The organism is Acinetobacter sp. AHP123, from assembly GCF_023757925.1.
Classification (GTDB): Bacteria; Pseudomonadota; Gammaproteobacteria; order Pseudomonadales; family Moraxellaceae; genus Acinetobacter; species Acinetobacter oleivorans.
This window is the reverse complement of the sequence record NZ_CP092454.1, coordinates 3,617,675-3,644,614: the sequence shown is the minus strand read 5'-3', so window position 1 is coordinate 3,644,614 and position 26,940 is coordinate 3,617,675. Positions and strand designations below refer to the sequence as shown.

Below are 26,940 nucleotides of genomic sequence, written 5' to 3'. Positions count from 1 at the left end.
AAGAAAACGATCAAGCTTGCTGTTTTGAGATCAGTCATCCTAGAAAAAAATGTAAGGATACTTCTATGAAAACAGTAAAAATTTTGGACTCTCATACTGGTGGTGAACCAACACGATTAGTACTTGAAGGATTTCCTGATTTAGGCATAGGAGAGATGGAAAGCCGCCGAAAAATATTATCAGAACAATATGACCATTTCCGTAGAGCAACCATGCTAGAGCCGCGCGGTAATGATGTTTTGGTTGGCGCATTATTGTGTAAGCCAGTGAATCCAAAAGCGAGTGCAGGTGTTATTTTCTTTAATAATACAGGTTACCTCGGCATGTGTGGTCATGGCACGATTGGTTTAGTGGCTTCGTTAGCACATTTGGGAAAAATACAAGTAGGCACACATTTAATTGAAACGCCAGTAGGTGATGTTGAGGCGACATTGCATGAAGATTATTCAGTTAGCGTGAGAAATGTACCAGCATATCGTTATAAAAAAGCGGTCGAAGTTGATGTTGAAAAGTATGGAAAAGTTACTGGTGATATTGCATGGGGCGGTAACTGGTTCTTCTTGATTAATGACCATGGTCAACATGTTGCAAGTGATAATTTAGATCAACTGACTAACTATGCGTGGACAGTCAGACAAGCGCTTACTGCACAAGGAATAACTGGTAAAGATGGACAAGAAATTGATCATATTGAATTATTTGCAAGTGACGCCGAAGCGGACAGTAAAAATTTCGTACTTTGCCCAGGCAAGGCCTATGACCGTTCACCATGTGGAACTGGAACAAGTGCAAAAATTGCTTGCTTAGCTGCGGATGGCAAACTTGAGCCAGGAAAGTTATGGAAACAAGCCAGTATTATCGGTAGCCAGTTTATTGCCTCTTATGAGCAAGCTGGGGAATATGTTATTCCAACCATTCGTGGTGAAGCTTACATGAGTGCCGAAGCAACTTTATTTATGGATGAAAATGACCCATTTGCTTGGGGTATTCAGCTATGAGAACCGATGCCATAGTCATTGGGGCAGGCATTGTAGGTGCGGCATGTGCTTATGAATTAGCTCGGCAAGGGTTAAATGTGCAAGTTTTGGATGCTCGTATCGGTGGTGCAACAGCTGCGGGCATGGGGCATTTGGTCATTATGGATGACTTGGAAGCCGAATTAAAGCTTAGCCATTGGTCAGTTCAGTTGTGGCATGAATTAGGGCACGAGCTTTCAGAAGAATGTGCCTATCGCCAAACACCAACTTTATGGCTGGCAAGTAGCCCAGAAGAAATGCAGATTGCCGAAGAAAAATATCAACGTCTCACTGCACAAGGTGTCCGTTGCCAACTTCGAAATGCAGAGGAAATCCGTCAGCTTGAACCTCACTTAAAGCATGGTCTCTACGGTGGGTTGGAAGTTTTTGATGATGGCATTTTATATGCACCCTGTGCTGCTGAATGGTTGTTAAAACAATTCCCGCAAAAGATTCAGGTTCAACAAGCTAAAGTTATTCATATTGAAGAAAATCGGGTTCAGTTAAGTGATGGAACATGGCTCGAAGCAGCACATATTGTTTTAGCAAACGGCATTCATGCGACAGATTTTTTTCCAGAGTTACCGATTGAACCTAAAAAAGGTCATTTAGCTATTACCGACCGTTATCCCGAATTAAATGTAAAACATACGTTAGTGGCTTTGGCTTATGCAGCCAGCACTCAAGCGACAAGTGGAATTTCAGTCGCTTGTAATATTCAACCTAGACCGACAGGTCAGCTATTTATTGGGTCATCTCGTCAGTTCAATACGGTTGATCCGACTGTAGAGCCAGAAGTGTTTACTCGGGTGCTTAAAGAGGCTGCTGATTATTTTCCAGCTTTGGCTGATCTTAATGTTATTCGGGCATGGACTGGTTTTCGTGCAGCTACTCCGGATGGCATTCCTGTTATTGGACGACATCCTGCATTTCAATCGGTTTATTTAGCGGTTGGTCATGAAGGACTAGGTGTAACCACTGCGACAGGTACAGCAAGACTTATTGCTTCCCTTGTGTGTGGATTAACTTTTGATATAGATCCTGAACCTTTTTTACCTAATCGTTTTATAGGAGCTGCATAGATGATTCAGCTTTTTATTAACGGACAATCAGTTTCTGTGATTGAGGGCACCAGTGTTGCTGCTGCTTTAGCACAAGCAAAGTCTTACAGTCGTCTATCTGTTTGTGGTGAAAAACGTACTCCATTTTGTGGAATGGGAGTTTGTCAGGAATGCCGTGTCAATATTAATGGACTCAGAGTGCTTGCTTGTCAGACGCTGTGCCAGCAAGACATGAAGGTGGAAACACAATAATGGAAAAACAATACGATGTGGTAGTTGTAGGGGCAGGCCCTGCGGGGTTGTCAGCTGCTATTGCAGCCGCCGAGAGTGGTGGGCGAATTTTAATATTGGATAATAACCCACAGGCGGGTGGTCAAATCTGGCGCGCTGGACCGATTTTTCCTGTACCTGAAATGGCGCAGCAGAAATATCAACAAATTGAGACTCATCCTAATATTGAATTTATGTTTGGTGCCAAGATTGTCGCTGCACCTTTTGTAGGCCAATTACTCGTTGAACGACCTCACGACAGCCTAAATTTGTCTTATCGCCAGCTTGTATTGTGTACGGGTGCAAGAGAACTATTTTTACCTTTTCCCGGGTGGACCTTATCTGGAGTAACGGGTGCAGGTGGTTTACAAGCTTTAATTAAAGCAGGTACACCTGTTAAAAATGAACGTGTTGTGATTGCAGGATCTGGACCATTACTCTTAGCAAGTGCGGACACTGCGAAAAAAGCAGAAGCTCAAGTTCTCTATGTTGCTGAACAGGCACCTTCATCTTCCGTTCGTAAATTTGCACTACAACTTTGGCGCTGGCCAGCGAAAATAATACAGGCGTTATCATTACCTTATCGTCTATATCACCCTGACAGTTATGTGGTTGAAGCGATTGGTCAGGAGCGTCTTGAACGAGTAAGACTACAAACACCGAAAGGAATTGTTGAAATTGAGTGTGATCGACTCGCATGTGGGTTTGGTTTAGTACCGAATACTCAATTAGGGCAGTTAATGGGTTGTCAAATTAAGGACAATGCGATTACGGTCGATGACTATCAACGTACATCACAACCACAGGTGTGGGCAGCAGGTGAATGTACAGGTTTTGGCGGAAGTGAGTTGGCAATGGTTGAAGGTAGCATCGCAGGTTATGCAGCTATAGGTCAAAATGAAAAAGCCAGTCAATTATTTGCTCAAAGACAACGGTATCGTTTATTTGCACATCTCCTTGAGAAAAGCTTCAAATTGCGTGCTGAGTTAAAAACGCTTGCTCGTCCAGAAACTATTTTTTGTCGATGTGAAGATGTGACTTTTGATAAGGTTGCCGAGCGTAGTAGTTGGATTGATGCAAAATTACATACACGTTGTGGAATGGGAGCATGTCAGGGAAGCACTTGTGCAACAGCCGCCGCCTGCCTATTTGATTGGCAGTTGCCTAACTCTAGACCACCATTACTTCCTACCCGTGTAAAAAGCCTCATGGAGATGTCTACTTCTCCTTTAAATCAAAAATGAAATGTTCTAGAGTAGACAAGTTATTACTTTGCCCGCTCTAGCTCATGACTTTGGTTCAAATTCCGAAACTAACCACCACCTTGGAAGATTTCTTAAAAAATCTGGAAAGTATTGAACCATTATTTGATGCTTTATCTTCGGTAGTATTTTTCATCAAAAATACCGAAGCACGCTATGTCTTTGTCAATCAAACATTGGTAAATCGCTGTGGTTTCAAAGATAAAACTGCGTTACTTGGAAAGACCTCGGAAGAAGTCTTTCCTCACTCTCTTGGAAAAATATATACATCTCAAGACTTGCAAGTCATTCGCCGTCGTAAAAAGTTAACAGAGCAATTAGAACTGCATTTATATGCAAAAAATCAGTCGGGTTGGTGTTTAACTTATAAAGAACCTTTATTTGATGCGGATGGAAACTTAGTAGGAATAGCGGGTATTTCTAATGATTTAAATGTACCTGAAAATACACACCCTGCTTTTTACAAAATGGTTCAGGTTGAGGAATATATTAAAAAGAATTATGCCGAAACGATTACGTTGGCACACTTGACCGCAATTGCTGGTGTGTCGGTGGCTCAGCTCGAACGCTATTGCAAAAAAATATACCATTTAACGCCGCGGCAAATGATTAGCAAAATTCGTCTTCAGGTCGCCACTGAACTGCTTGCGACTGACTTACCGATTACTCAAATTGGTTTGCGCTGTGGTTATACCGATCATAGTGCTTTTTGTCGTCAGTTTAAGTTGCATACAGGCATGTCGCCTACTTTGTATCGTGCCTCTACCAAAAATATTTAGATGAAAAAAATGGGCTGTATAGAACAACCCAAAATCATCGTTAAGCAAATAATGTATATTTTAAAGATTAATCTTTAAAAGCAAGTGATCGGCCTTTGGTTTCTTTCACCAGCAAAATCGAGACAATAGAAATCAGACTTGCGGCAACTAAATATAAAGAAATTGGAACCGAGCTATTAAATTCTTTGAGTAAGGTTAAGGCAATTAATGGAGCGAGTGAACCTGCCATAATGGGTGCGACTTGATAACAAAATGAAAGTGCCGTATAGCGAATGTGAGTTGGAAATAACTCAGTCATTAAAGCAGAGTAAGGCGAGTAGGTCATCGATTCAATAAATAGACCGAGCACAATCGCTAACATGATGAGCCAGTTATTGCCTGTATCCATTAACGGAAAGCCGACAAAGCCCCAAAATGCAGTGAGTACAGCTCCAATAAGGTAAATTGGTTTACGGCCAAATATATCGCTTAAATGCCCCATAACAGGAATAATAAAGAAATGGATGAGGTGAGCGCCGAACATGAGCAGTAAGATCTGTGAAGTATCTTTATGGACGACCAACTTTAAATAACTGATCGAAAAAGTAACCACCATATAGTACAAAATGTTTTCTGCGAATCTGGCACCGATACCCGCAATAACAGATTTCTTATGATATTTTAAAACCTCAATAATCCCGAGTTGTTGTTTTTCAAGAAGCTGTTGTTTGGCCTGTGCTTCTTTAAACACCTCGGCATCGTCTACATTTTTTCGTATCCATAATCCAATTAGTACCACGACCGCCGAAAACCAGAATGCACAGCGCCATCCCCAATCTAGGAATTGTTCGGGTGAGAGGTTTTTTGAAAGTAGTAATAAAACCAGTGTGGCTACTAAATTGCCGAGCGGTACACCAGTTTGTGGCCAGCTTGCCCAATAGCCTCTGCGATCATCTGGACTGTGCTCTGAAACCAAAATAACTGCGCCGCCCCATTCACCACCAAAAGCAAAGCCTTGAATTAAACGCAGCATAACCAATAGTGTAGGTGCCCAATAGCCAATTTGATGGAAGGTCGGAATACAGCCCATTAAAAAAGTAGTGATACCAACAATAATCAGGCTAATTTGCAATAATTTCTTACGTCCAATTTTATCGCCGTAATGACCAAACACAAGGCCACCAATAGGTCTTGCTAAAAAGCCAACGGCATAGAGGGCAAAGGCTGCCAAAATACCATCTATAGCATTGCCCGTTTGTTGAAAGAAAAGTTCGCCAAAGACAAGGGCAGAAGCAGTTCCATAAAGGAAAAATTCATACCATTCAGCTACGGAGCCGACCATAGAGGCCGCGACTACCTTTTTTAGTGTTGTCGTCATATACCAATATCCTTATTTAAAAATATGTTATGCATTGACTTAATGCAGCATCTTGCTATTCATTCTTTTGCACTTTTTTATTTAAATAATGTGCGGTTACGTTGTGAGATTTGGGTCTAAATAAAAAGGAGTTCATCACTTAGATAAACTCCTTTAAAAATATTAAAGAGCAGCTTTACTCATTTCACCATTTACTAAACGCGCAATACCAAGCGGATTGGCATTTTGAAGGGCAAGTGGCAATAAGTGATCTGGATAGTTTTGATAGCATACTGGTCGTAAATAACGCTCGATTGCTAAGGTTCCTACCGAAGTACCACGTGCATCTGAAGTTGCAGGGTAAGGTCCGCCGTGTACCATGGCATCACAAACTTCCACACCTGTTGGATAACCATTTAGAAGTAAACGTCCTGCTTTTTCTTCAAGTAATGGAATCAGGGTAGAGAAGTTCTCAAAATCTTGCAGCTCGGCAATTAATGATGCGGTAAGCTGACCACGAAGTCCGTTTAACGCTAGAGCAAGTTGCTCTGCCGATTCAACTTCAATCACAATCGTCGTTGGGCCGAATACTTCTTCTTGAAGTAATTCATCCTGCTCTAGTAAAAGAGATACATGAGCTTTAAAGAGCTGAGGATAGGCTTGATGGCCTTGTTGTGGTTGACCCGCTAAATGCTCAATTTTGTCATGTGCGAGTAATGCTTTAAGGCCATGTTCATAGCTTCTTAACGTGCCTTTGTTAAGCATGGTTTGTGGTGGCTGCTGAGCCATTGCAGCCGTGAACTGCTCAAGAAATTGACTAAACTCAGCTGATTTAATTCCAATAATTAAACCCGGATTGGTACAGAACTGACCGCAACCTAAAACCACTGAACCACTAAGTTCAGCTGCAATTTTATCACCACGCACTTTTAGAGCTTCGGGTAATAAAACCATTGGGTTAATGCTCGACATTTCGGCAAAAACAGGAATTGGCTCAGGGCGTGCAGCAGCTAAATCGCAGAGGGCACGGCCACCTTTGAGTGAACCTGTAAATCCAACTGCTTTAATTGCGGGGTGTTTTACCAGTGGTTCACCAACACCTTGACCATAAATCATGCTAAAGATGCCTTTTGGCATAGCGCATTTCTCAATTGCACTACAAATGGCATTTGCAATTGATTCGGCAGTTGCCATGTGGCCGCTATGTGCCTTCACAATGACAGGACATCCAGCCGCAAGTGCTGAAGCGGTATCGCCACCAGCAGTAGAAAAGGCAAGAGGGAAATTACTCGCACCAAATACAGCAACTGGTCCAACACCGATTTTATATTGACGTAAATCTGGACGTGGAAGTGGTTGACGCTCAGGTAAAGCCAAATCAATACGGGCACCTAAATAATCACCACGGCGTAATACTTGAGCAAACAGACGTAATTGGCCAGTAGTTCGCCCACGTTCACCGCGAATGCGAGCTTCAGGTAAAGCAGTTTCTTGACAGACTGTGGCAATAAACTGGTCATCAAGCGCATCAATTTCATTAGCAATTGTTTCTAGAAAAACAGCGCGCTGTTCTGGCGTAGTCTGTCTAAAAGCTGGATAAGCCAATGCAGCTGCTTGAGCTGCCTGATCAATTTCTTCAGGAGTGGCCTGAGCAAATTGATAGGGTAATGCTTCATCTGTTGCAGCATCATAACTTAAGACAAATTTACTGCCCGAACTTGAACGTTGACCTGCAATAAAATTTTGACCAGTAATATTTAACATTATCAACCTCACTTTAGAGTGAACGTCAAAAGTAGTTCTTCTGACGTTGGAGAATTATCAAAGCCTAGGTTTTACTTTTGAGAAATATAGTATTTTGTATACGTTGTTAATCAAAACAAAACCCCAGCCTATATGTGTTTAAGCAAGTGATCGCTAAGCTTCATCATCATTTTTAATGAGTGCTTTTGGTAAACCTGAATTTATTCCCCAGTAGTAACAACCAAGAGAAATCACCATAACTAAAAGTGTGTCAAACGGAGCTGCCAATAGGTGCGATGCACCATCACCGAAGCTGCCAAGGTAAGAAACAATAATCATTAAAATGTAGTAAACAAGAAGCCAAGCTGATGACTTTAATTGTTGAGCTAGGCTGACTTCTTGGGTTGGCACATAGCGTTTAAAAATGACATAGAGTGCAAACAATACGATTTGTGCGCCTAATAACCATGAAATGACATTCCAGCCAGACCAATAGACAATAAAAGAGGCAATCACGAAGGCAAGCGGGCCAAGAACATTAAAGCCTTTCACATAGAATGGACGTTCAAGCTCAGGAGCATTACGACGTAAGGCACCCACTGTGACAGGAGCTAGGGCATAACTTAAAACTAATGCTGCCGAAACTACAGAAATTAATTTATCCCAAGATGGAAACGGCATGGTCCAAAATACAGAAAGTGCAAATGTTAACCATAATGCATAACGTGGAATGCCTGATTTTGGATCGACACGAGTAAAAATACGGAAGAACGTATTACTGTTCGACCATGCGTAAATTACACGTGGAGTTGCAGCCATATAGATATTGCCGCAGCCAGACGGAGAGATAATAGCGTCTGAAACAACTAAAAGCGCTAACCATCCCAAACCTAATAACATGGCAATGTCGCGATAAGGTAATGGGAATTTGTCACTGAGTCCTGACCAACCATTTGCTAACATATCGGTAGGTACAGCACCTAAGAAAGCAACTTGAAGCACGACATAAATAATCGTTGCTAAAACGACAGATAAGATGAGTGCAAAAGGAATGGTAAATTGAGGACGCTTTACTTCACTGGCTACCGAAATAATCGGCGTTAAGCCTAAGTATGCAAAAATAATACCACCAGCAGAGACAGCACCTTGTACGCCGTGAGCACCCATTGGGGCAAACTCGGTCATTGAAAAGTTTGCCGGTTTAAAGTGATAGAGAAGTGCAACCATCACTAAAACTGGAACTGCAAACTTCAATGCACTAATGAGGTTGTTGGCAATTGCAAAGGTTTTTACGCTGTAATAATTCAATGCAAAAAATACGCATAAAAGTGCAAACTGAAACAACCATCCAATGGTAGTTGGAGATCGGATGCCATCGTGTATTTCTGTAAGAGAAGGGAACCATGCGGCTGCATATTCTCGGGCAGCAACGACTTCAATTGCAATTAAACTTGAAAAGGCAATGACGGTCACAGAACCAAGTAAATATCCTTGTAAAGGACCATGTGAAAATACGGGATAACGGATAATACCGCCTGCTCGTGGTAAGGCTGCACCTAACTCACAATAAATAATTCCCAGAATTAAAACGGCAAAGCCCCCAATAATCCATGACAATATACCCGCAGGGCCGGCTTGAGAGGCCACATGACTTGCTGAAAATAACCATCCAGAACCGAAAATGGCGCCTAAGCCAATGAATGTAAGATCCATTAGAGATAACTGCTTTTTAAACTGACTTGTCATTACGTTTTCCTTAACGACAGAACTATTGTTCTTTCATATATCGTATACGATATATGGTTATTGGTAAATAGGGGAATTTTTATTCTATTTAATGGCAAAGAGTGATCTGAATATTAAGTAAGTTATTGTTTTTAAGTTTGTTTAAATAATTTAAATTCCAAGTAAATAGCTTGAAAACCAAATTTTTTTTATAAAAAATTGGGAAAGGTTCGCTATTTTATTTGTTAAAAAGAACAATTCTTAAATATTTGTTGAGTAATTTACCATTTAAATTAATGGAAAATTCCATTTTTTGGAAAATATTGAATTAGAAATTGATTGTGTTGTTTTTAGGCAATGACCCATTTATTTTCAGTGCTTTATGGATGGCTTAATGATAATTTTAGAGTTATCCGAAAGGACACAATAACGACGAACATACGAATAATAATGAATTGAAGGTAGGACCCAGTGTTTATTAGTGTATTTGATCTTTTTAAAATTGGTATTGGTCCATCTAGCTCCCATACAGTTGGACCCATGCGAGCGGCATACAGTTTTGTGGATGATTTATTGAAACAAAATGATCTACAAAACACGGTTAGAGTCCAGGTGAAGTTATATGGTTCGCTTGCAGCCACGGGTGTTGGTCATGCGACAGACAAGGCTATTCTGTTAGGTTTAATGGGCTTTGACCCTGGACATATCGATACTCAAGCAACTACAAACTTGATTGAAGATGTTCTTGAAAATAACGCTATCCAGCTTAAGCAGCAAAAGAGTATTTCTTTTGACTATAAACGCGATGTACTTTTTCTTGATGAATCTTTGCCTTATCACCCCAATGCAATGGAATTGATTGCATATAACGAGGCTAAAGAAATTTTATATACCGAAACTTACTATTCGATTGGTGGCGGTTTTATTATTAGTCAAAGACAATTAACACAAACCCAATCTGAAACCAGTGACGTTAAGGTTCCATATCCATTTCACAGTGCGGCTGAACTTTTAAGCTTATGTAAAACTCATCGTTTATCAATCAGTGAATTGATGCTTGAAAACGAAAAAAGCTGGCGCAGTGAAACTGAGATTCGCACCAAAATTATGGACATCTGGAAAGTGATGCAGCAGTGCATTCACAATGGATTAATTAATGAAGGGATATTACCGGGCGGATTAAACGTAAAACGTCGGGCTAAAAAAATTCACGATAAATTATTACATAAGAAAAATTCAAACCTGATTGTGACGACTTTTCATGCCATGGAGTGGGTCAATTTATTTGCTTTAGCGGTAAATGAAGAAAATGCTGCTGGCGGCCGAGTAGTCACAGCTCCCACAAATGGGGCAGCAGGAATCATCCCCGCAGTTTTATATTACTACGTGACTTTTTCTAAAGATTTTTCCGAAGACAAAGTGGTTCGTTTCTTTTTGAGTGCAGCAGCAGTCGGCATTTTATGTAAGCTCAATGCATCTATTTCTGGTGCGGAAGTGGGATGTCAGGGCGAAGTAGGCTCAGCTTGTGCGATGGCTTCGGCTGGTTTAGCCGAGATTTTAGGTGCATCGCCTGAACAAGTGGAACATGCAGCTGAAATTGGCCTTGAACATAACTTAGGTTTAACGTGTGACCCGATTGGTGGTTTGGTTCAGGTGCCTTGCATTGAGCGAAATGCAATTGCAGCCGTAAAAGCCATTAATGCTGCACAAATGGCACTTCATGATGAAGGTGAGCATTTTGTGACGCTCGATAAAGTCATTCAGACCATGAAAGAAACAGGCAGAGATATGTCTGAGAAATATAAAGAAACTTCAAAAGGTGGCCTCGCTGTTAATGCAATTGAGTGCTAAATAATCAGATGGGGCGAGGTGCCCCTTATTGCTTATTGGATGTTCAAGGGCTGCATCGCAATTTTGATGAAGCCCGTTTTGTCGACTAAATGTGGAAGACGAAAACATGAATGCGTTAGGCGGCGTGTGGGCTGGTGTTATCTGTCTATGTCTAATACTTTGCCTCGACAGCTTAAAAATAACTGATTTTGATGCCAAGCCAATTGCCCTGACACAATAGTTGTATCGACTTCATAGCGGAAGGTTTTATTTTGAAATGGCGTCCAGTTACATCGCATATAGTTTTTTTGATCTTTAACTGCAATAGCCTCTTTATTTTCTTTAAGCAGAACCAAATCTGCCCAATAACCTTCACGGATATATCCACGATTTTTGAGTTTAAATAAATCAGCGACTTGGTGTGATGTTTTCTTAACCATTGTTTCTATACTTATTTTTTTATCTGCCACAAGTTCCATGAGTGCTGGAACAGCATGTTGAACCAAAGGCAGGCCAGCGGGTGCTTTTAAATAAGATTGTTGTTTTTCGTCCCATGTATGCGGTGCGTGATCTGTACCAATAATATCTAAGCGATTGGACTGAGCAATCGCAGTGATGAGTGCATCTTTGTCTTGTTGAGTTTTAATGGCTGGATTACATTTTATTAAATGGCTAAGCGCAGCATAGTCTGATTCATCAAAACTAAGATGGTGAATACATACTTCAGCAGAAATATGCTTTAGATTTAAAGGTAAATCTTTAAACAAACACAATTCTTTGGCTGTACTTATATGTAAAACATGCAGTTGGGTCCCATATTTTTCCGCTAAAGACACCGCTAAACGTGAACTCTCAAAGCATGCTTGTTTATCCCGAATTTTAGGGTGCATATGTGCTGGAATATATTCACCATATTTCCCGAAATATAAATTTTCTCTTTCTTTAATGCGAGGTGTATATTCGCAATGCGTTAAAAGAATGGTAGGGACATTAGCAAACAATCGTTCAAGAATTTGTGGGTCATCAACTAACATATTGCCAGTAGAGGCTCCCATAAAAACTTTTACGCCGCTGATGAGCTTGGGGTTAAGCTGCTCAATAATATCTAGATTTTCAGAGCTTACTCCAAAATGAAAGGCATAATTTGCCATGCTATATTGGGCGGCAATTTGTCTTTTTTGCATTAAGGCATCTAAAGATATTGTTGGGGGATTCGTGTTTGGCATATCCATATAACTGGTAATTCCGCCAATTACTGCTGCCATAGATTCCGAAGCAATACTACCTTTATGTGGTGAACCTGGATCTCTAAAATGGACTTGATCATCGATCATTCCGGGAATCAGCCAGTTCCCGTTCGCATGAATGGTTTTAGCATTAACAACATGAGAAATTGATGGAGCAATTTTTTCGATTCGACCATCTTGAATAAGTACATCTACAAATTCCTGTTTTCCCTCATTCACTAAATTGGCATCTCGGATAATGATTTTAGAATAGGGTTTAAAACTCATTGTGTAATGCCTTATAGCCTTTGACCAATTCAATATTTGTTGAGACAACACTCTCGGAAAACTCACTAATAGAGATATCAACCGGAGGGTATTGGTTTAAGTCGGTTTTAGAGTTGATGTAGCTCATTGCAGGGACATAAAAATGGTTAGGTAAATCACGTCCATCAACGACTGCGTTATGACGAATAGCACTGTGATGACCGACCTTAGAGTTAAATATGACGCTGTTGAAACCGACAAAAACATGATGACCAATTTCACAAGGTCCATGAATAATTGAACGATGAGCAATTGATGTATTTTCACCAATTACAACTGATGCACCAGCTTTGGAGTGAATCACAACACCATCTTGAATGTTGGAATTTGCACCAATAATGATAGGTTCCATCTCTCCATTTTCGTCGGTTTCATCTGCACGAATCACCGCATAAGGGCCAATAAACACATTGGCATGAACAATGACTTTGCCGCAAATAATAGCGGTCTGATCGACATAGGCTGATTGATCAATAACAGGGAGATGGCCAGATGGATTTTTACGTAGCATTGGATTACCGTTTAAATCTGTTTATTTAAGTTGTGATGTTGAGGGTAGTAAGTTGAAACTATTTGATTGGTGACAAGCAAAAGTCATTTTTATAAAAATCTTGATTAGTTTCAGTCATATATAAAATTCCCTACCACTGCCATGACCCTTTTGCCACAGCATCATGCGCATGCAGGCTTTCTGCATGAGTCACTTTAAATTTGAAACCATGAATATTTTTGTGATGTATAAACGAACCATACAGGCGTCTTAATGCGTCTTCGCAGAACATTAGATTTTGACCGTTGGCAACCGCAAATGCCTGTTCATCAATACGCTTCACGGCAGTTTGCACAGGAGTCATTAATGCCAGTTCAGCTTGGTTTATAAATTCGATGAGTGGAATGTTTTGAAGATTTTGATCTAATTTAAATTGAAGGAGGGCAAAACTTCTTTGGCTATGGGGCGTTGCTGCAATTGCATCTGTGGTATTTAACCAGTTCATAATGTCTTGTTGGTTAAGTCGAATTTCTTGATTTTGTAAGGCCGACTCAAACCGTTGTTGAATAATATTTCTTGAAAGTGCCGCAGAGCATGGGCAGGTTGAAGAATAGGGGATCTCGACTTTTAATTCCGCCTCAAATTGATCATTAGAAAGTTGGCATGACAAAACAAAAGGATAGCTTTTCCACCCTGAAAGCTTGCTGACTAAGGCTGGTCGCTCGATATAAAGTTTACTGTGAATTTCAATTTTGGCATGCTGCGATAAATTTTGATGGCTGTCTAAGAAGTCCTCTAAAACTAATTTCAGATTAAACATATTTATGTTTTCGAGTGATGTTAGCTCTAAAAGCCGTGTGTAAAGACGCGACATATGAATGCCTTTTGCTAAAGGGTCATCCAGACTGACATAAGCATTTACGTGGCTTGGGCATAAGGTATTTTCAATTCGAACGGGTAATGCAATGTTTTCCATGCCAACCCAATCAAGGCGGTGGCTATAGGCATTTGGTAAAGTTGGCTCGGCAGATATATCTGGGAGAACAAGGTTCATTTATTAGCGGCTTATACTGTGATATCAATGTTATGTTATAACATAACATTAATGGGTGGCAAGTTTGCTATACGCCTTAATGGAGTTAAAGAACATTGAATAAGTAAAAATAGATATGTAAGCTCCTTGTCTCTTTCCGTAATGGTAGGACGAGTGAGGGACACCTTTGGGTGTGCTGGTTATATCTTTCACCAGTCTGTCAACCCTCTTTCGTTTTGCCGCCATAAATCTTATGTTTTGGCAGAACTTCTAATAAAAAAAGAAGCTAACGGTCATTTATTAAAGCCTAAGCTCAAATATTTACTTTAATTTTCAATCCCAATTTAACAATAAATTTTAATTATTTAGCCTTACTTTTTTAATGATTTAATTTAAAACAAATGGCATTTTGCGTGCTTGACTGTAATAGGACAGAGCACTATCCTTTGCCTGCTGGCCACATTGCCAGACGGTCGTCGCGGACCGGTTTTTTCGACCACATCAGGATTATTTCTTCTGAGGAATAGTTTTGTGTGAGCATCTCCTCGTTCCCTCCCGTTGCGGTAGGACGGGAGAGGGACACCCTCGGGTGTGCTGGAGTCGAAACCAGTCCGCGAACCCTCTTCCGTTCTGCCACCATAATTTCTATTCATGTCGGCAGAACTCCAAATAAAAAGGAGTTGGCTTTGCACATCCATTATTTCTTGGCAGCCTTTGCCACAAGCTATAACGACACAGCTTAAAAAATTAAAGCAGCTTGATCACCCTAAGGTTTTCAGGCTTTAAGTCATTTTTACTTAAAACTTAGCAATAACAAATTTGAGATGTGCCACGCACAGTCTTTACGGCTTTGCTGTGCCTTTTTTTCTCCCAAAAAAGTATCTCATTTAGAAACAACAAGAATTTATAACGGTAAAACCATGCCAAATTTAGTTCTCCCTGCACGTGCCATGCAAGTCATTAATACGTCGATTCATTTATTTCACCATTTTGGGTTTCATACTGTTGGGGTCGATAGAATCGTAAAAGAGTCAAAAATCCCAAAAGCGACGTTTTATAACTACTTTCACTCTAAAGAGCGGTTTATTGAAATCTGTTTGAATGTGCAGAAAGAGCGCTTAAAAGAAAAAGTGGTTTCAATTGCTGAGTACCATCAAGGCGCAAGTGTGGGGGAGAAACTCAAGAAACTTTATTTCTTACACACCGATGTAGACGGGATGTACTACCTATTATTTAAAGCTATTTTTGAAACGAAACTGAGCTATCCAAAAGCCTATCAAATCGCGGTGAGATATCGAACATGGCTCATCAATGAGATCTACAGCCAACTTATAAAACTAAAAACCGATACGACTTTTCAGGATGCAAAACTATTTTTATATATGATTGAAGGCACAATCATTCAGCTTTTAAGCTCAGATGGGGCAGTCGATCGGGAAAAGGTGCTGGATTGTTTTCTAAATTCTAAATAGAAGGTCAAAGCGTTTGAATATAAGCAATAAACTTTGGCTTCGTGTATTAAAAAAAAACTTGATGAAATGGACAAGGCCTTATTTACTTTAAACTTGTTTGTTCAGCTCAGGTGGTAAATGCTGTGCCAAATAATCGATTGCGAGGCGGGTTTTCAGTGGCATAAAAGGCAGCGTAGGCCATACCAAATGAATCGGAAAAGCAATGCTCGACATGGTTTCTAACACTTGAACCAGCTTACCATCCTGTAATTCATTTTGAATAAGCCAGTCGGGTAACCAAGCGATACCAGCTCCAGCAAGCGCTGCATTTTTAATGGCCTGCAAGTCATTTAAAAGAAGCTTTGCTTTGGGTTTAATAAATAAAGGTTCGCTATTTTCCTTTTGAAGTTGCCATTTTTTTATTTGACCAAAATGCGGATCGGCAATTGTGGCGTGGTGGTCTAAGTCTTCAATATGTTCTAGGGGACCTGCTTCATTTAAATAGTCAGGTGAGGCACAAAGTAGCATTCGATGCTCACCAATCGGTTTGGCAACCAACTGAGTGGTGTCAGGTAACGTTCCGATTCGGATGCATAAATCAAAACCTTCTTCGACCAAGTCTACAGTTCGATCATTAAATGAAATTTCTAGCTGTAAGTCCGCATGCTGTTGAGCAAATTTAACCATGAGTGGGGCTGCAAAGAGTTGCCCGAACAGCACTGGCACAGACATTCGTAAACGACCTGTTGCGTTAATTTTCCCTTGGTCTAATAAAGCCGCTGCATTTTGTATTTCGCTCAACGCTCGGCGGCTATGTTCATAAAACAAAGCGCCTTCATCAGTCATGCTGAGTGTTCGCGTTGTTCTTTTAAATAAAGCAACGCCAAGCTGATCTTCAAGCCGAGCAATATTTTTACTTATGGCTGAGCGAGTTAAATGCAATTGCTCGGCAGCTTTTACAAAACTTCCAGCTTCAACCACAGTCACAAATATAGAAATTGCACTTAGCTCATGTTGCATGATTGTTGCCTAAAAGGAACCAATATAAGGAAATAATATCACCACTGTTGAATTTATTGTGGGGTTAATATGGTTTCATTAAAAACGTGGAGACGGTCATGGCTAAAATATTGGTATTAAAATCTAGCATTATGGGTGAGGGTTCACAAACCAATCGCCTAATCGATGTAATGCTTGAACATCGAAAAGACCAAGGTTTGCAAGATGACATTACCATACGCAATTTAGCTGAAATGAACCTGCCTGTATTAGATTTAGAAATTTTTCAGGCGCTTCGTGGGGCTGAAAATATAAATCAAGACATTCAAAGAATCGTTGCTTTGTCTGATGAATTAATTGCTGAATTAAAAAGTGCCGATTTATTGGTGATAGGCGCACCTATGTACAATTTAAATGTTCCGACTCAACTCAAAAACTGGTTTGATTTAGTGGCACGCGCAAGACAAACATTCCGCTACACCGAAACTTATCCTCAAGGTTTGGTGGAAGGAGTAAAGGCCGTGGTGGTAAGCAGTCGGGGCGGTATTCATGTTGGCCAAGAAACTGAGGCAGTCACGCCTTATCTCAAATCAGTGTTAGGGCTAATGGGCATTCATGACGTCGATTTTATCTATGCAGAAGGCCTAGATATGCAGGCTTATCGCAGCAATGCATTAGATCTGGCAAGCCAGCGAGTCAAAGAATTCGCTATTTAAAATTATGGGTTGAAACTCTTGTATTCATGGTTAGGAGACAAGAGTTTCTAAGTCTATTTAAATCACATTTCTAAGTTCATTTGCCGTGTTGCGTAGCAATGGCAAAATTTGCTGAACCAAATAATCTTCTTGTACACGGTTGGTTTGAGACATACAGTTAAGCGCTGCTATAGCTTGACCTTGCGCGTTAAATACAGGCACTGCAATCGCGATCACACCAAGCTCATGTTCTTCTTTAGAAAGACAATAATCTGATAACGTAATGTCCTTAAGCACTTCAAAAAACTTGGACTCATCTACAATGGTAAATGGGGTTAAGCGTTTTAAACCATAAGTTTTGACCCATGCATGCTGAGCTTCTTCTGGCAGTGCTGCCAGTAATACTTTACCTGTGGACGTGGCATGGGCAGGGAGTCGGTTTCCTAAATGCATGCCATAAGGGCTGACACGTAAGTTATCTTGCTGCGGTAAATAGCTACGGGCAATCGGCACCACTTCGTTATCGTCCAGCACCACAATTGAAAAAGTCAGAGACGTCTGCGCGCACAAAAGATTTAGAAATGATTGAGCAACTTTAGGCAGGTGGGCAGAGCTTAAATAAGAACTCGAAAAGCGCAGCACGCGATGAGTGAGCCAAAAGTAATGTTCATCGGTTTCTAAATAGCCTAAGTATTTTAAAGTTTTCAAATACCGCCTTGCCGCGGTACGACTAATACCAGTTCGTTCGGCCACTTGAGTGACATTGAGCCGTTGCCGATCTGTTCCAAAAGCTTCCAGTAAAGCCAAGCCTTTTGCTAACCCTGCAATGTAGTCTTCTTGACGAATTTTCTCATGCGAGTTTGGGTGCTCTAAAAAAGCATCGAGAGAAGGCATCCTTTCATTCCTGTTGTTTTGGTTGTTTCTGTCCGCTATTCGGACAAACTAAATGATAAACGGTTATTTTCGTCTTGGATACATAGTGCACAAAACTTAAAGCCAGTAATTTAAAAGTCAGGATGAAACAAGGATGAAGTTATGGACATTTTAAAGACGCAGGTTGCAATTATTGGTTCTGGACCAGCAGGTTTATTGCTTGGGCAACTTCTATATAAAGCTGGCATCGACCATATTATTGTTGAGCAACGTAGTGCTGAATATGTGGCTTCACGAATTCGTGCAGGAATTTTAGAGCAAGTTTCGGTCGACTTACTCAAACAAGCAGGCGTTGACCAAAACCTAAAAGACAAAGGATTACCGCATTCAGGCATTGAAATTTTGACCAATGGTGAATTGCATCGAGTTGATTTAGCCGCACTCACGGGTGGTAAACAAGTGACCGTATATGGTCAGACCGAAGTCACCAAAGATTTAATGACTGCGCGTGAAGCGGAGCAGCTCAAGTCATTTTATGAAGCTCAAAATGTACAAGTGAAAGATTTTTACACTGCACCAAAAGTTGAGTTTGAGTACCAAGGTAAATCTTTTCAAATTCAGTGTGACTTTATAGCAGGGTGTGATGGCTACCACGGTGTCTGCCGTGCTAGCGTGCCAGAAGATAAAATTAAGACCTTTGAAAAAGTTTATCCGTTTGGCTGGTTAGGGGTGTTGGCCGATGTTCCACCTGTAGCCGATGAACTCATTTACGTACAGTCAGAACGTGGATTTGCTTTATGCAGTATGCGTTCTGAAACACGTAGCCGTTATTATTTACAAGTCCCTTTAACAGATCACGTAGAAGATTGGTCAGATGAAAAGTTCTGGGATGAGTTAAAAAACCGTCTAGATCCTGAAAGCCGTGAAAAGCTAGTGACAGGACCTTCTATTGAAAAAAGTATTGCGCCGTTACGTAGCTTTGTGACCGAACCAATGCGCTTTGGAAAATTATTTTTAGCAGGTGATGCTGCGCATATTGTGCCACCGACAGGAGCAAAAGGCCTAAATCTCGCTGCCTCTGATATCGCTTATTTATCAAGTGCGCTTGTTGAATATTATGTTGAAGGTTCAGAACAAGGGATTGATGAATATTCAGAGAAATGCCTACAAAGGGTATGGAAAGCAGAGCGTTTTTCTTGGTGGATGACTCATTTATTGCATCGTTTTGAAACTGAAAGTGAGTTTGATCACAAGATTAAACAAGCCGAGTTAAGTTATGTACTTGGCTCAATTGCGGGTAAAACCACATTGGCCGAAAACTATGTCGGTTTGCCTTATGAGATTAAGCAAATTGATAGTTTTAAGCACGCAAGCTAAAGGCTAGAGAAAAATAAAAAGAGCATGAAAATGCTCTTTTTTTATATAAAAAACTCAGAGGAAAGAAATAGACTAAGAGATTGTTTTGCTTAAAAGATCAGCATTAATAAAAGCTTTTGTCACATTTTTTCAGTATATTGCTATTAATTTCTTTATTTATAAATTCTAAGTTTGTATGGACCAGGACCAAGCACGCATACCTAAATATATTCCTATCCGCGATGCAATTGCCCATGATATTGAATCTGGTGTATTAGAAGCCCACGCAAAACTCCCATCAGAAAGAGTGCTTTCGGAACAATTCCAAACCACTCGAGTGGCTGCACGTGAAGCTTTACTGGCTTTGGAAACTGATGGTTTGATTTATCGATTAGACCGCCGTGGTTGGTATGTTCGTTCTCCGCGTATTATTTATCACCCTCAATCGACTAAAAACTTTAACCAGTTTGTGATTGAACAAGGCTATGAACCTTCGACCGAAGTGATTTCGAGTGAGCTAACGACGGCCACTTCTTGGGATGCCAAGCATTTAAAAGTTGAAAAAGGGCATCCGATTTATTCAGTTTGGCGACGTCGTTGTATTAATGGACGACCTGTTTTGGTTGAGCATTTACGGGTGAATGCCGAACTTTTTCCCGAGTTTTTAACTCATGATCTCAAGCAATCCATTACTTTGCTGATGGCAAATCAATATAACTGCCATATCACCAGAGCCGACATTAACCTGTATCCAACGGCTTTATCGGAACAGCAGGCCAAAGCACTGCATGTGAATGTTGGGGCGCTTGGTTTATATATTTGTCGTAGTAACAGAAATGAACAAGGTGTGATTACCGATGTTGACCAAGAATATTGGCTACACGATGTTTTAGATTTGCATTTCGAAGCACGAGCATAAAAATACAATCTGGTTTAAACCAGATTAATCAAACTGTCATATAAAGCTGTTGAAATACGATCATCAACTAATTGCATTCGATGGTTTGCAGATGAAACAGTATGTTCAACAGACAATTAAACTCGGCACTGCATCAGTTTTAGGTGTGGTGGTCGCTATTCAAATGGGATGTTCATCGGCAACATCAAAAAACTCAGAAGAAATTACAGTCTATACGGCAGTGGAAGCCGATCAGCTTAAACAGTACCAAGAAGAATTACATAAAGCCTATCCAGAACTCAAAGTAAAATGGGTACGTGATTCAACTGGTGTAATCACTGCTAAACTTTTAGCAGAGCAGAAAAACCCTCAAGCGGATGTAGTTTTTGGTGTGGCTTTAACCAGTATGCTGGTCATGGAAAAGAAGGATATGCTTGAGCCTTTTAAACCAGAAGGCATCCAAAATTTAAAACCAGAATTTGTCAGCCAAAAAACTGTACCGACTTGGACGGGTATGGACGCATGGGAGTCTGCAATTTGTGTCAATAAAGTCGAATTAGAAAAGCGTAAATTACCGATTCCAAAAACTTGGAAAGATTTAACCAATCCCATTTATAAAAACCTGATTGTGATGCCAAATCCAGCTTCGAGTGGCACAGGCTATTTAGATGTCACGGCTTGGATGCAAATTTGGGGCGAAAAGCAGGCATGGGACTATATGCAAGCTTTAGATAAAAACATTTCGCAATATCCTCACTCTGGCTCAAAACCTTGCAAGATGGCAGCACAGGGCGAAATCCCAATTGGAATTTCTTTCGGTTATCCAGCCTTTAAATTAAAAGTAGAAGGTGCACCTTTAGAAGTGGTTTATCCAACTGAAGGTTTAGGCTGGGAGATGGAAGCCTCAGCAATTGTGAAAGGAACCAAGAAATTAAATAGTGCACAGAAATTTATAAATTGGTCGGTAAGCAAAGCGGCAAATGAAGCCTATGCCCATAACTTTTCAATGGTGGCCTACAAAGGCATTGAAAATACTACTATAGACTTCCCGAAAAATCTTCCTCAAATGCTGGTAAAAAATGATTTTTATTGGGCGGCCGAGCAGCGTGAACGTATTTTGGCTGAATGGTCAAAGCGTTTTGAAAAGTGATCTTTTGGATAAGGGCCTCATTATGCAAATTCCTTCTTCATTGCAATCATCGCTGTTGGGTCAAAACCAAAAGGGCGAGTTAGCAGGGCATTTATTGTCGACATTAACGACCTATAAATATCCTGAACACGGCCCTTCGGTTTTAGAAGTGGTGGATATCCAAAAAAAGTTCCAACACTTTCAGGCTCTAACGCATATTAATTTAGACCTTAAAGCTGGTGAGTTCGTGAGCTTTTTGGGACCTTCAGGATGCGGTAAAACCACATTACTACGCATAATTGCGGGTCTAGAAAAACCTGATTATGGCAAAGTCATAAAAAAGGGCACAGACATTACGTTGCTCAGTGCTGAAAAGCGTCACTGTGGCATTGTGTTTCAGAACTATGCGTTATTTCCAAACTTAAGCGTTGAAGAAAATATTGCGTTTGGCTTAGACAAAAAGAAGTGGGATAAGGCACAGCGTAGTCAGCGAGTTCAGCAGTTATTAGAACTGATTGAATTACCCGATATTGCTAAAAAATATCCAAATCAATTGTCGGGCGGGCAGCAGCAACGTGTTGCGCTTGCTCGGGCAATTGCACCGAAGCCTGATATTTTACTATTGGACGAACCCTTGTCTGCACTCGATGCTCAGGTACGTCTAAAGCTAAGACAAAAGATCCGTTCGATTCAATCGCAGCTTAATTTGCCAACTATTATGGTCACACACGATCAAGAAGAAGCATTAAGCATTTCTGACCGTGTGGTGGTCATGAATCATGGCGTCATTGAGCAAATTGATACACCGCACAATATTTACTACAAGCCACAAACCCAATTCGTTGCAAAGTTTATTGGCACTATGAACTTTTTAGCAGCTACTTGTTTTGTGGTTAATCAGCTCGAGGTTTTGGGTTTTATTCCTCTAAATTTGGAACAGCAAAAACTTAAAGCTGGGGAAAACTACAGCATTGGTTTTAGACCCGAAGCAGTCGAGTTGGTTGATGATTTTGGTAGTGATAAAGAGTCGTTGTATTTGCCAGTTAAAGTAATAAGCACTGAATTTTTAGGCGCAAAACGTCGTTTGTTTTGCACTATTCATATCGATGGAATTGAGCAGGCAAAACACCTTTTGCAAATTGAAATTGAAAATACCAAGTTCAAATCTTTGCAAGAACTCATGTTTATAAAAGTGCCTAATCAGCTCATTCATGTCTTTGACGAACAAGGATACGCACTATGTTAAATGAAGCTGCTTCAGCAGTTTTAAAAACACAGCCGCGTCGGAAAACTGACTATTCATTAAGATCAAATATTGCTTTGGCTAGCGTCGCAATTGCTTTGACTTTAGCGATTATCGCTCCTTTATTGATGCTATTTGAAACTGCATTTTTTGATGAAAATCAGCAGTTTGTTGGCCTTGAAAACTTCTATAATTATTTTGCAAGCCCAGCTTTACTCAGCTCTGTATTTAACTCGGTGTGGGTTGCTTGTGCTGCCACTGTCATTACAGTAATGCTTGCCAGTATTTATGCTTTTGCACTTACCAACGTCAATATGAAAGGCAAAGGCTTCTTTAAAGTAGTCGCTTTTTTACCCATTTTAGCGCCGTCACTTTTGCCCTCTTTGGCACTGGTTTATTTGTTTGGGAAACAAGGTGTATTAAAACCTTTACTGGGCGATATACAAATTTATGGCCCAATCGGTATTTTAATCAGTTACTGCTTTTGGCTATTTCCAGCAATGTTGATATTGATGATGGTGTCTTTTCGCAGTGTCGATCAGCGTTTAATTGAGGCATCTTTGTCGCTGGGTAAAAATATCTGGAAGACCCATTACCATGTCACGCTACCTGCAATTCGGTATGGACTCATCAGCGCAAGTCTGGTGGCTTTTATTTATGTGCTAACCGATTTTGGAATTCCAAAAGTCATTGGCGGTTCATTTAACATGATGGCGCTTGATGTTTATAAGCAGATTATTGGTCAGCAGAATATGAGCATGGGTGCGGTAATTTCCATCTTGTTATTGCTACCAGCAGTGTTCGTCTTTATTTTCGATCGTATTCAAAGCAAGCGGCATGCACGTTTTCAAGCTTTTCAGGCTAAACCTTATGTCTCCGCACCCAATAAAAAACTTGAAGTCGTTCTGAGCTTATTTTGTGGTTTAGTTTCAGGTGCGATTTTACTGATTATCTTTACGGCTGTGTTGGCTTCATTTATTCAGTCTTGGCCTTATGATTTGTCTTTGACCTTAGCACATTATAGTTTTGAGTATGTCGATGGCGGCGGTTGGGCGGCGTACTTTAACTCGGTTCGCATGGCACTCTTTAGTACGGTTTTTGGAACAGCACTCATTTTTATGGTGGCACTGTTAACCGAACGTTTTAAAGCACATCCACTGATTAAAAATTATGTGCAAGCTTTAGTTTTATTACCCCTTGCTGTACCGGGGCTAGTTCTAGGTATTGCCTACATTTTGTTTTTTAACCAGCAAAGCAACCCGTTAAATGTGCTGTATGGAACCATGACCATTTTGGTGATTTCAACCATCGTGCATTATTACACCGTGCCACATCTTACTTTAACCAATGCCATTAAACAGATTCCGCTACAACTCGATCAGGCAGCACAAACACTAGGAACATCAAAGTGGAAAACTTTTTGGAAAGTGTATTTGCCTATGTGCTTTCCAGCGCTATGCGATGTGTCGGTCTATGTTTTTGTCAATGCCATGACCACTGTGTCGGCTGCCATTTTCCTCTATTCACCCGACACCAGTTTAGCGGCGGTAGCGGTTTTAAATATGGATGATGCAGGAGACACGGTTGCTGCTGTTGCCATGAGCATTCTAATTTTAACCACCTCATGTGTTGTAAAACTCATTCACTGGTTATTTACCCGAAAAATTATGGCAAGAAGTCAGCAATGGCGTGAAAGTGCTCACTAAGTTTTAGCTAAACACAATTTTTATTTAACCGACTGAAATGAAAATGCTTTGTTCAACAAGGCAAGGGTTTATTCATCCTAAATTTCGCAAATTGGAAGTCTTATGAATAACGCACAGTTTGATTTAATTGTTGTCGGAGCCGGTATTTTAGGTTTATCCGCTGCCATACAAGCGCAAGAACAAGGCTTAAAAGTTTGTATCTTCGAGAAAAATGCTAAACCAGTGGGCGCAACTCGCCGTAATTTCGGCATGGTTGGAACATCGACTTTAACCCATCCAGAGCAACAGTGGCGAAAGTACGCGCTTGAAACGCGTTCTTTTTACCAACGTATTCAAGCTGAAACCGATATTTCGTTTGCTCAAAGACAAGGTGTTTATCTCGCCAATACGGCACTTGAATGGCAGGTTTTAAATGAGTTTGCCGAGCGTGCAAATAACTACCAAATTCCAGTTCATTTACGAAGTCATGATGAGCTGGTCACCCAATTTTCCTATTTAAATCCTAAGCAACAGTTTCAAGGCGGCTTGGTTTTTGAAGAAGATTATTCGGTCGAACCACATGTGATTGGGCAGCGACTGTTGGCATATGCCGAAAGTAAAGGCGTAAAGATTTATACCAATGCTTGTGTTGTTCAAACTCAATATCAACATAGAAGCTGTCACGTTCGTTTAGCAAATGGCGAGGTATATCAGGCAAATAAAGTTTTGATCTGCCACGGTGAAATCATCGATGTTTTATATCCAGATCTATTACAAAGCTTGAATCTGAAACGTTGTGGCTTACAAATGGCGCTGACTCAACCATTTCAACAAAAATTAAATGCTTCTCTTTATTCAGGCTTATCTATCTCACGTTATCCGGCTTTTGAAATTTGCCCGAGTCATGCTGAGCTGGTTAGAGCATCACAGCAGGGTTTCATTCAAGAATTCGGTATTCATATTCTGATTAAACAAAACGAATTTGGCGAACTGATTGTGGGCGATAGCCACGAATATCATTCGATTAATGAAGCGCCTCAGTTTGAGCAGCGTGAAGATATTAATGAGTTTATCCAAGCTTATTGTCACGAAAAACTAGGGCTGACTTTACCTCCAATTCAAAAACGTTGGAATGGTTATTACTTGACCCATGAACATGATTTGGCATGCGTCACTGAAGCTGAGAAAAACATCTTTCTGGTGAGTGCGATTGCCGGTAAAGGCATGACCACAGGGGCCGGATTTATGAAAAAAGTTTTAATACAAAATATTTATTAGTTTGTAATCTGGTTTAAACCAGATTGATGTATATTGAAATTAACGCGAACAAGATGAGCAACATTATGAACATGCAACCACAACTCGATATGGACTTAGAGAACAAATATTTGCTTCTAACGCCAGGTCCGTTATCAACATCAGCGACAGTACGCCGTGCCATGCAAAAAGACTGGTGTACTTGGGACCAAGAATATAATTCGCTTGTACAAGATATTCGTAATCGACTGGTCAACGTGGCAACCAGCCAACCTGAAAAATATACGGCTGTGCTAATGCAAGGCAGTGGTAGTTTTGCTGTGGAGTCTGTACTGGGCTCAGCTATTTCGCGTGATGGCAAAATCTTAATTATTAATAATGGCGCATACGGTGCACGTATGGTGCAAATGGCACGCTGCCTAAATATTGAAGTTGTAGAGCTGAATTATTTAGAAACCCAGACACCAGATTTACAAGAGATTGAGCGTGTTTTACAAGATAAAACCATTAGTCACGTTGCCTGTGTGCATTGTGAAACCACCACAGGAATTTTAAACCCGATTCAAGACATTGGCCGTTTGGTGAAAGCAGCAGGAAAAATCTGGATTGTGGATGCCATGAGTTCATTTGGTGGAGTGCCCATGGATATGGCTGAGCTTGAAATTGATTTTCTAATTTCAAGTGCGAATAAATGTATTCAAGGTGTTCCGGGCTTTGGTTTCATTTTGGCGAAACGGGATTGCCTAGAAGCGTGTAAAGGTTTGGCACGTTCGGTTAGCCTCGATTTATATGACCAGTGGAACACAATGGAGCAGCATAACGGTAAATGGCGTTTTACCTCGCCAACCCATGTGGTACGTGCATTTTATCAAGCATTGCTTGAGCTTGAGGTAGAAGGTGGAGTTGCTGCACGTTATCAACGTTATTTACAAAACCAGCAAACCTTATCGAAAGGTATGCAACAGCTTGGTTTTGAGCTAGTACTCGGTGAAGAGTGCCCACAATCACCCATCATTACCACTTTTCTTTACCCAACAACCGAGAAATTTAGCTTTCAGTCATTTTATGAAACGCTAAAAAAATCAGGCTATGTGATTTATCCGGGCAAAGTCACAGATCTCAACTGCTTCCGTATCGGCAATATTGGCGAAGTTTATATTCACGACATTGAAGGGCTTCTTGCTGCGATTGCCAGCTACTGCGAAAACCACCTAAACCAAGCTGTAACAGCATAATTTTTTAAATCATTTGCATTA

General features: G+C 40.5%; 23 protein-coding genes. 15 read left to right on the top strand and 8 right to left on the bottom strand.

The window, feature by feature from the left end:
* Positions 1-65 precede the first annotated feature (65 nt).
* The 5 genes from MJX77_RS17315 to MJX77_RS17295 are packed head-to-tail and all read left to right on the top strand — an operon-like array spanning position 66 to position 4,388.
* A complete protein-coding gene (locus MJX77_RS17315) occupies positions 66-998 on the top strand; it encodes a 4-hydroxyproline epimerase (RefSeq protein ID WP_252059843.1) in 933 nt (310 codons plus the stop codon).
* Positions 995-2,098: an NAD(P)/FAD-dependent oxidoreductase gene (locus MJX77_RS17310; protein WP_252059842.1), complete on the top strand. Its 1,104-nt coding sequence runs from the start codon at positions 995-997 to the stop codon at positions 2,096-2,098. Before MJX77_RS17315 ends, MJX77_RS17310 begins: the two co-directional genes overlap by 4 nt.
* Positions 2,099-2,329: a (2Fe-2S)-binding protein gene (locus tag MJX77_RS17305; protein WP_000615330.1), complete on the top strand. Its 231-nt coding sequence runs from the start codon at positions 2,099-2,101 to the stop codon at positions 2,327-2,329.
* Entirely contained in the window at positions 2,329-3,591 is a 1,263-nt protein-coding gene (locus MJX77_RS17300; protein ID WP_252059841.1) for an NAD(P)/FAD-dependent oxidoreductase, read from the top strand. Before MJX77_RS17305 ends, MJX77_RS17300 begins: the two co-directional genes overlap by 1 nt.
* Before the next feature lie 44 nt (positions 3,592-3,635).
* Positions 3,636-4,388, top strand: coding sequence for an AraC family transcriptional regulator (locus MJX77_RS17295; protein ID WP_252059840.1), 753 nt, complete (start codon positions 3,636-3,638; stop codon positions 4,386-4,388).
* Between the two features lie 67 nt (positions 4,389-4,455).
* Here MJX77_RS17295 and abaF read toward each other — a convergent pair whose 3' ends face one another.
* The 3 genes from abaF to MJX77_RS17280 form a co-directional block, all read right to left on the bottom strand.
* Positions 4,456-5,745 carry a fosfomycin efflux MFS transporter AbaF gene (gene abaF, locus MJX77_RS17290; RefSeq protein WP_005304099.1) on the bottom strand — a complete coding sequence of 430 codons (1,290 nt, stop codon included), beginning with the start codon at positions 5,743-5,745 and terminating at the stop codon, positions 4,456-4,458.
* 162 nt (positions 5,746-5,907) lie between these two features.
* Positions 5,908-7,488, bottom strand: a complete 1,581-nt coding sequence (locus tag MJX77_RS17285) for an aldehyde dehydrogenase (NADP(+)) (RefSeq protein WP_252059839.1) — start codon at positions 7,486-7,488, stop codon at positions 5,908-5,910.
* 153 nt (positions 7,489-7,641) lie between these two features.
* Entirely contained in the window at positions 7,642-9,213 is a 1,572-nt protein-coding gene (locus tag MJX77_RS17280; RefSeq protein WP_252059838.1) for an APC family permease, read from the bottom strand.
* 450 nt (positions 9,214-9,663) lie between these two features.
* On the opposite strand from MJX77_RS17280, the gene MJX77_RS17275 reads away from it, so the two are divergent.
* Positions 9,664-11,043, top strand: coding sequence for an L-serine ammonia-lyase (locus MJX77_RS17275; protein ID WP_252059837.1), 1,380 nt, complete (start codon positions 9,664-9,666; stop codon positions 11,041-11,043).
* Positions 11,044-11,180: 137 nt separating this feature from the next.
* On the opposite strand, the gene MJX77_RS17265 is transcribed toward MJX77_RS17275, so the two are convergent.
* From MJX77_RS17265 to folE2, 3 genes are all read right to left on the bottom strand, one after another.
* The gene (locus tag MJX77_RS17265) at positions 11,181-12,536 is read right to left on the bottom strand and encodes a dihydroorotase (protein ID WP_252059836.1); all 1,356 of its coding nucleotides are present in this window, start codon (positions 12,534-12,536) and stop codon (positions 11,181-11,183) included.
* Positions 12,526-13,086: a gamma carbonic anhydrase family protein gene (locus MJX77_RS17260; RefSeq protein ID WP_032007519.1), complete on the bottom strand. Its 561-nt coding sequence runs from the start codon at positions 13,084-13,086 to the stop codon at positions 12,526-12,528. The genes MJX77_RS17265 and MJX77_RS17260 overlap by 11 nt, the downstream gene beginning before the upstream one ends.
* Positions 13,087-13,216: 130 nt before the next feature.
* Positions 13,217-14,119, bottom strand: a complete 903-nt coding sequence (folE2, locus tag MJX77_RS17255) for a GTP cyclohydrolase FolE2 (RefSeq protein ID WP_252059834.1) — start codon at positions 14,117-14,119, stop codon at positions 13,217-13,219.
* A gap of 899 nt (positions 14,120-15,018) precedes the next feature.
* Between folE2 and MJX77_RS17250 the strand changes: the two genes are divergently transcribed.
* Complete coding sequence (locus MJX77_RS17250) at positions 15,019-15,570, top strand: TetR/AcrR family transcriptional regulator (RefSeq protein WP_252059833.1); 552 nt, start codon at positions 15,019-15,021, stop codon at positions 15,568-15,570.
* A gap of 87 nt (positions 15,571-15,657) precedes the next feature.
* Here MJX77_RS17250 and MJX77_RS17245 read toward each other — a convergent pair whose 3' ends face one another.
* Entirely contained in the window at positions 15,658-16,569 is a 912-nt protein-coding gene (locus MJX77_RS17245; RefSeq protein WP_252059831.1) for a LysR family transcriptional regulator, read from the bottom strand.
* A 98-nt stretch (positions 16,570-16,667) separates the two neighbouring features.
* Here MJX77_RS17245 and MJX77_RS17240 point away from each other — a divergent pair, with 98 nt between their 5' ends.
* Positions 16,668-17,264 (top strand): NAD(P)H-dependent oxidoreductase, encoded by a 597-nt coding sequence (locus MJX77_RS17240; RefSeq protein WP_252059830.1) that lies wholly within the window; start codon positions 16,668-16,670, stop codon positions 17,262-17,264.
* Between the two features lie 57 nt (positions 17,265-17,321).
* On the opposite strand, the gene pobR is transcribed toward MJX77_RS17240, so the two are convergent.
* Positions 17,322-18,137, bottom strand: coding sequence for an IclR family transcriptional regulator PobR (gene pobR, locus MJX77_RS17235; RefSeq protein ID WP_252059829.1), 816 nt, complete (start codon positions 18,135-18,137; stop codon positions 17,322-17,324).
* A 141-nt stretch (positions 18,138-18,278) separates the two neighbouring features.
* Here pobR and pobA point away from each other — a divergent pair, with 141 nt between their 5' ends.
* The 7 genes from pobA to phnW all read left to right on the top strand — a co-directional run bounded on the left by pobA (position 18,279) and on the right by phnW (position 26,919).
* Positions 18,279-19,493, top strand: a complete 1,215-nt coding sequence (gene pobA, locus MJX77_RS17230; RefSeq protein WP_252059828.1) for a 4-hydroxybenzoate 3-monooxygenase — start codon at positions 18,279-18,281, stop codon at positions 19,491-19,493.
* Positions 19,494-19,668: 175 nt separating this feature from the next.
* The gene (locus MJX77_RS17225) at positions 19,669-20,391 is read left to right on the top strand and encodes a UTRA domain-containing protein (RefSeq protein WP_252059827.1); all 723 of its coding nucleotides are present in this window, start codon (positions 19,669-19,671) and stop codon (positions 20,389-20,391) included.
* Between the two features lie 91 nt (positions 20,392-20,482).
* Entirely contained in the window at positions 20,483-21,520 is a 1,038-nt protein-coding gene (locus MJX77_RS17220) for a putative 2-aminoethylphosphonate ABC transporter substrate-binding protein (RefSeq protein ID WP_252059826.1), read from the top strand.
* Between the two features lie 22 nt (positions 21,521-21,542).
* A complete protein-coding gene (locus tag MJX77_RS17215; RefSeq protein ID WP_252059825.1) occupies positions 21,543-22,745 on the top strand; it encodes an ABC transporter ATP-binding protein in 1,203 nt (400 codons plus the stop codon).
* A complete protein-coding gene (locus tag MJX77_RS17210; protein ID WP_252059824.1) occupies positions 22,739-24,448 on the top strand; it encodes a putative 2-aminoethylphosphonate ABC transporter permease subunit in 1,710 nt (569 codons plus the stop codon). The genes MJX77_RS17215 and MJX77_RS17210 overlap by 7 nt, the downstream gene beginning before the upstream one ends.
* Before the next feature lie 102 nt (positions 24,449-24,550).
* Complete coding sequence (locus MJX77_RS17205) at positions 24,551-25,705, top strand: TIGR03364 family FAD-dependent oxidoreductase (protein WP_252059822.1); 1,155 nt, start codon at positions 24,551-24,553, stop codon at positions 25,703-25,705.
* Positions 25,706-25,731: 26 nt separating this feature from the next.
* Positions 25,732-26,919: a 2-aminoethylphosphonate--pyruvate transaminase gene (phnW, locus tag MJX77_RS17200; RefSeq protein WP_252061356.1), complete on the top strand. Its 1,188-nt coding sequence runs from the start codon at positions 25,732-25,734 to the stop codon at positions 26,917-26,919.
* The last annotated feature ends 21 nt before the right edge of the window (positions 26,920-26,940 follow it).

Coding starts and splice junctions, on each gene's coding strand:
- MJX77_RS17305 (WP_000615330.1), top strand. CDS start 2,099: ATGATTCAGCTTTTTATTAACGGACAATCAGTTTCTGTGATTGAGGGC.
- MJX77_RS17315 (WP_252059843.1), top strand. CDS start 66: ATGAAAACAGTAAAAATTTTGGACTCTCATACTGGTGGTGAACCAACA.
- phnW (WP_252061356.1), top strand. CDS start 25,732: ATGTATATTGAAATTAACGCGAACAAGATGAGCAACATTATGAACATG.
- MJX77_RS17205 (WP_252059822.1), top strand. CDS start 24,551: ATGAATAACGCACAGTTTGATTTAATTGTTGTCGGAGCCGGTATTTTA.
- MJX77_RS17265 (WP_252059836.1), bottom strand. CDS start 12,536: ATGAGTTTTAAACCCTATTCTAAAATCATTATCCGAGATGCCAATTTA.
- MJX77_RS17220 (WP_252059826.1), top strand. CDS start 20,483: ATGAAACAGTATGTTCAACAGACAATTAAACTCGGCACTGCATCAGTT.
- MJX77_RS17300 (WP_252059841.1), top strand. CDS start 2,329: ATGGAAAAACAATACGATGTGGTAGTTGTAGGGGCAGGCCCTGCGGGG.
- MJX77_RS17280 (WP_252059838.1), bottom strand. CDS start 9,213: ATGACAAGTCAGTTTAAAAAGCAGTTATCTCTAATGGATCTTACATTC.
- MJX77_RS17285 (WP_252059839.1), bottom strand. CDS start 7,488: ATGTTAAATATTACTGGTCAAAATTTTATTGCAGGTCAACGTTCAAGT.
- pobR (WP_252059829.1), bottom strand. CDS start 18,137: ATGCCTTCTCTCGATGCTTTTTTAGAGCACCCAAACTCGCATGAGAAA.
- MJX77_RS17310 (WP_252059842.1), top strand. CDS start 995: ATGAGAACCGATGCCATAGTCATTGGGGCAGGCATTGTAGGTGCGGCA.
- folE2 (WP_252059834.1), bottom strand. CDS start 14,119: ATGAACCTTGTTCTCCCAGATATATCTGCCGAGCCAACTTTACCAAAT.
- MJX77_RS17225 (WP_252059827.1), top strand. CDS start 19,669: ATGGACCAGGACCAAGCACGCATACCTAAATATATTCCTATCCGCGAT.
- pobA (WP_252059828.1), top strand. CDS start 18,279: ATGGACATTTTAAAGACGCAGGTTGCAATTATTGGTTCTGGACCAGCA.
- MJX77_RS17240 (WP_252059830.1), top strand. CDS start 16,668: ATGGCTAAAATATTGGTATTAAAATCTAGCATTATGGGTGAGGGTTCA.
- MJX77_RS17250 (WP_252059833.1), top strand. CDS start 15,019: ATGCCAAATTTAGTTCTCCCTGCACGTGCCATGCAAGTCATTAATACG.
- abaF (WP_005304099.1), bottom strand. CDS start 5,745: ATGACGACAACACTAAAAAAGGTAGTCGCGGCCTCTATGGTCGGCTCC.
- MJX77_RS17210 (WP_252059824.1), top strand. CDS start 22,739: ATGTTAAATGAAGCTGCTTCAGCAGTTTTAAAAACACAGCCGCGTCGG.
- MJX77_RS17215 (WP_252059825.1), top strand. CDS start 21,543: ATGCAAATTCCTTCTTCATTGCAATCATCGCTGTTGGGTCAAAACCAA.
- MJX77_RS17245 (WP_252059831.1), bottom strand. CDS start 16,569: ATGCAACATGAGCTAAGTGCAATTTCTATATTTGTGACTGTGGTTGAA.
- MJX77_RS17295 (WP_252059840.1), top strand. CDS start 3,636: ATGACTTTGGTTCAAATTCCGAAACTAACCACCACCTTGGAAGATTTC.
- MJX77_RS17260 (WP_032007519.1), bottom strand. CDS start 13,086: ATGCTACGTAAAAATCCATCTGGCCATCTCCCTGTTATTGATCAATCA.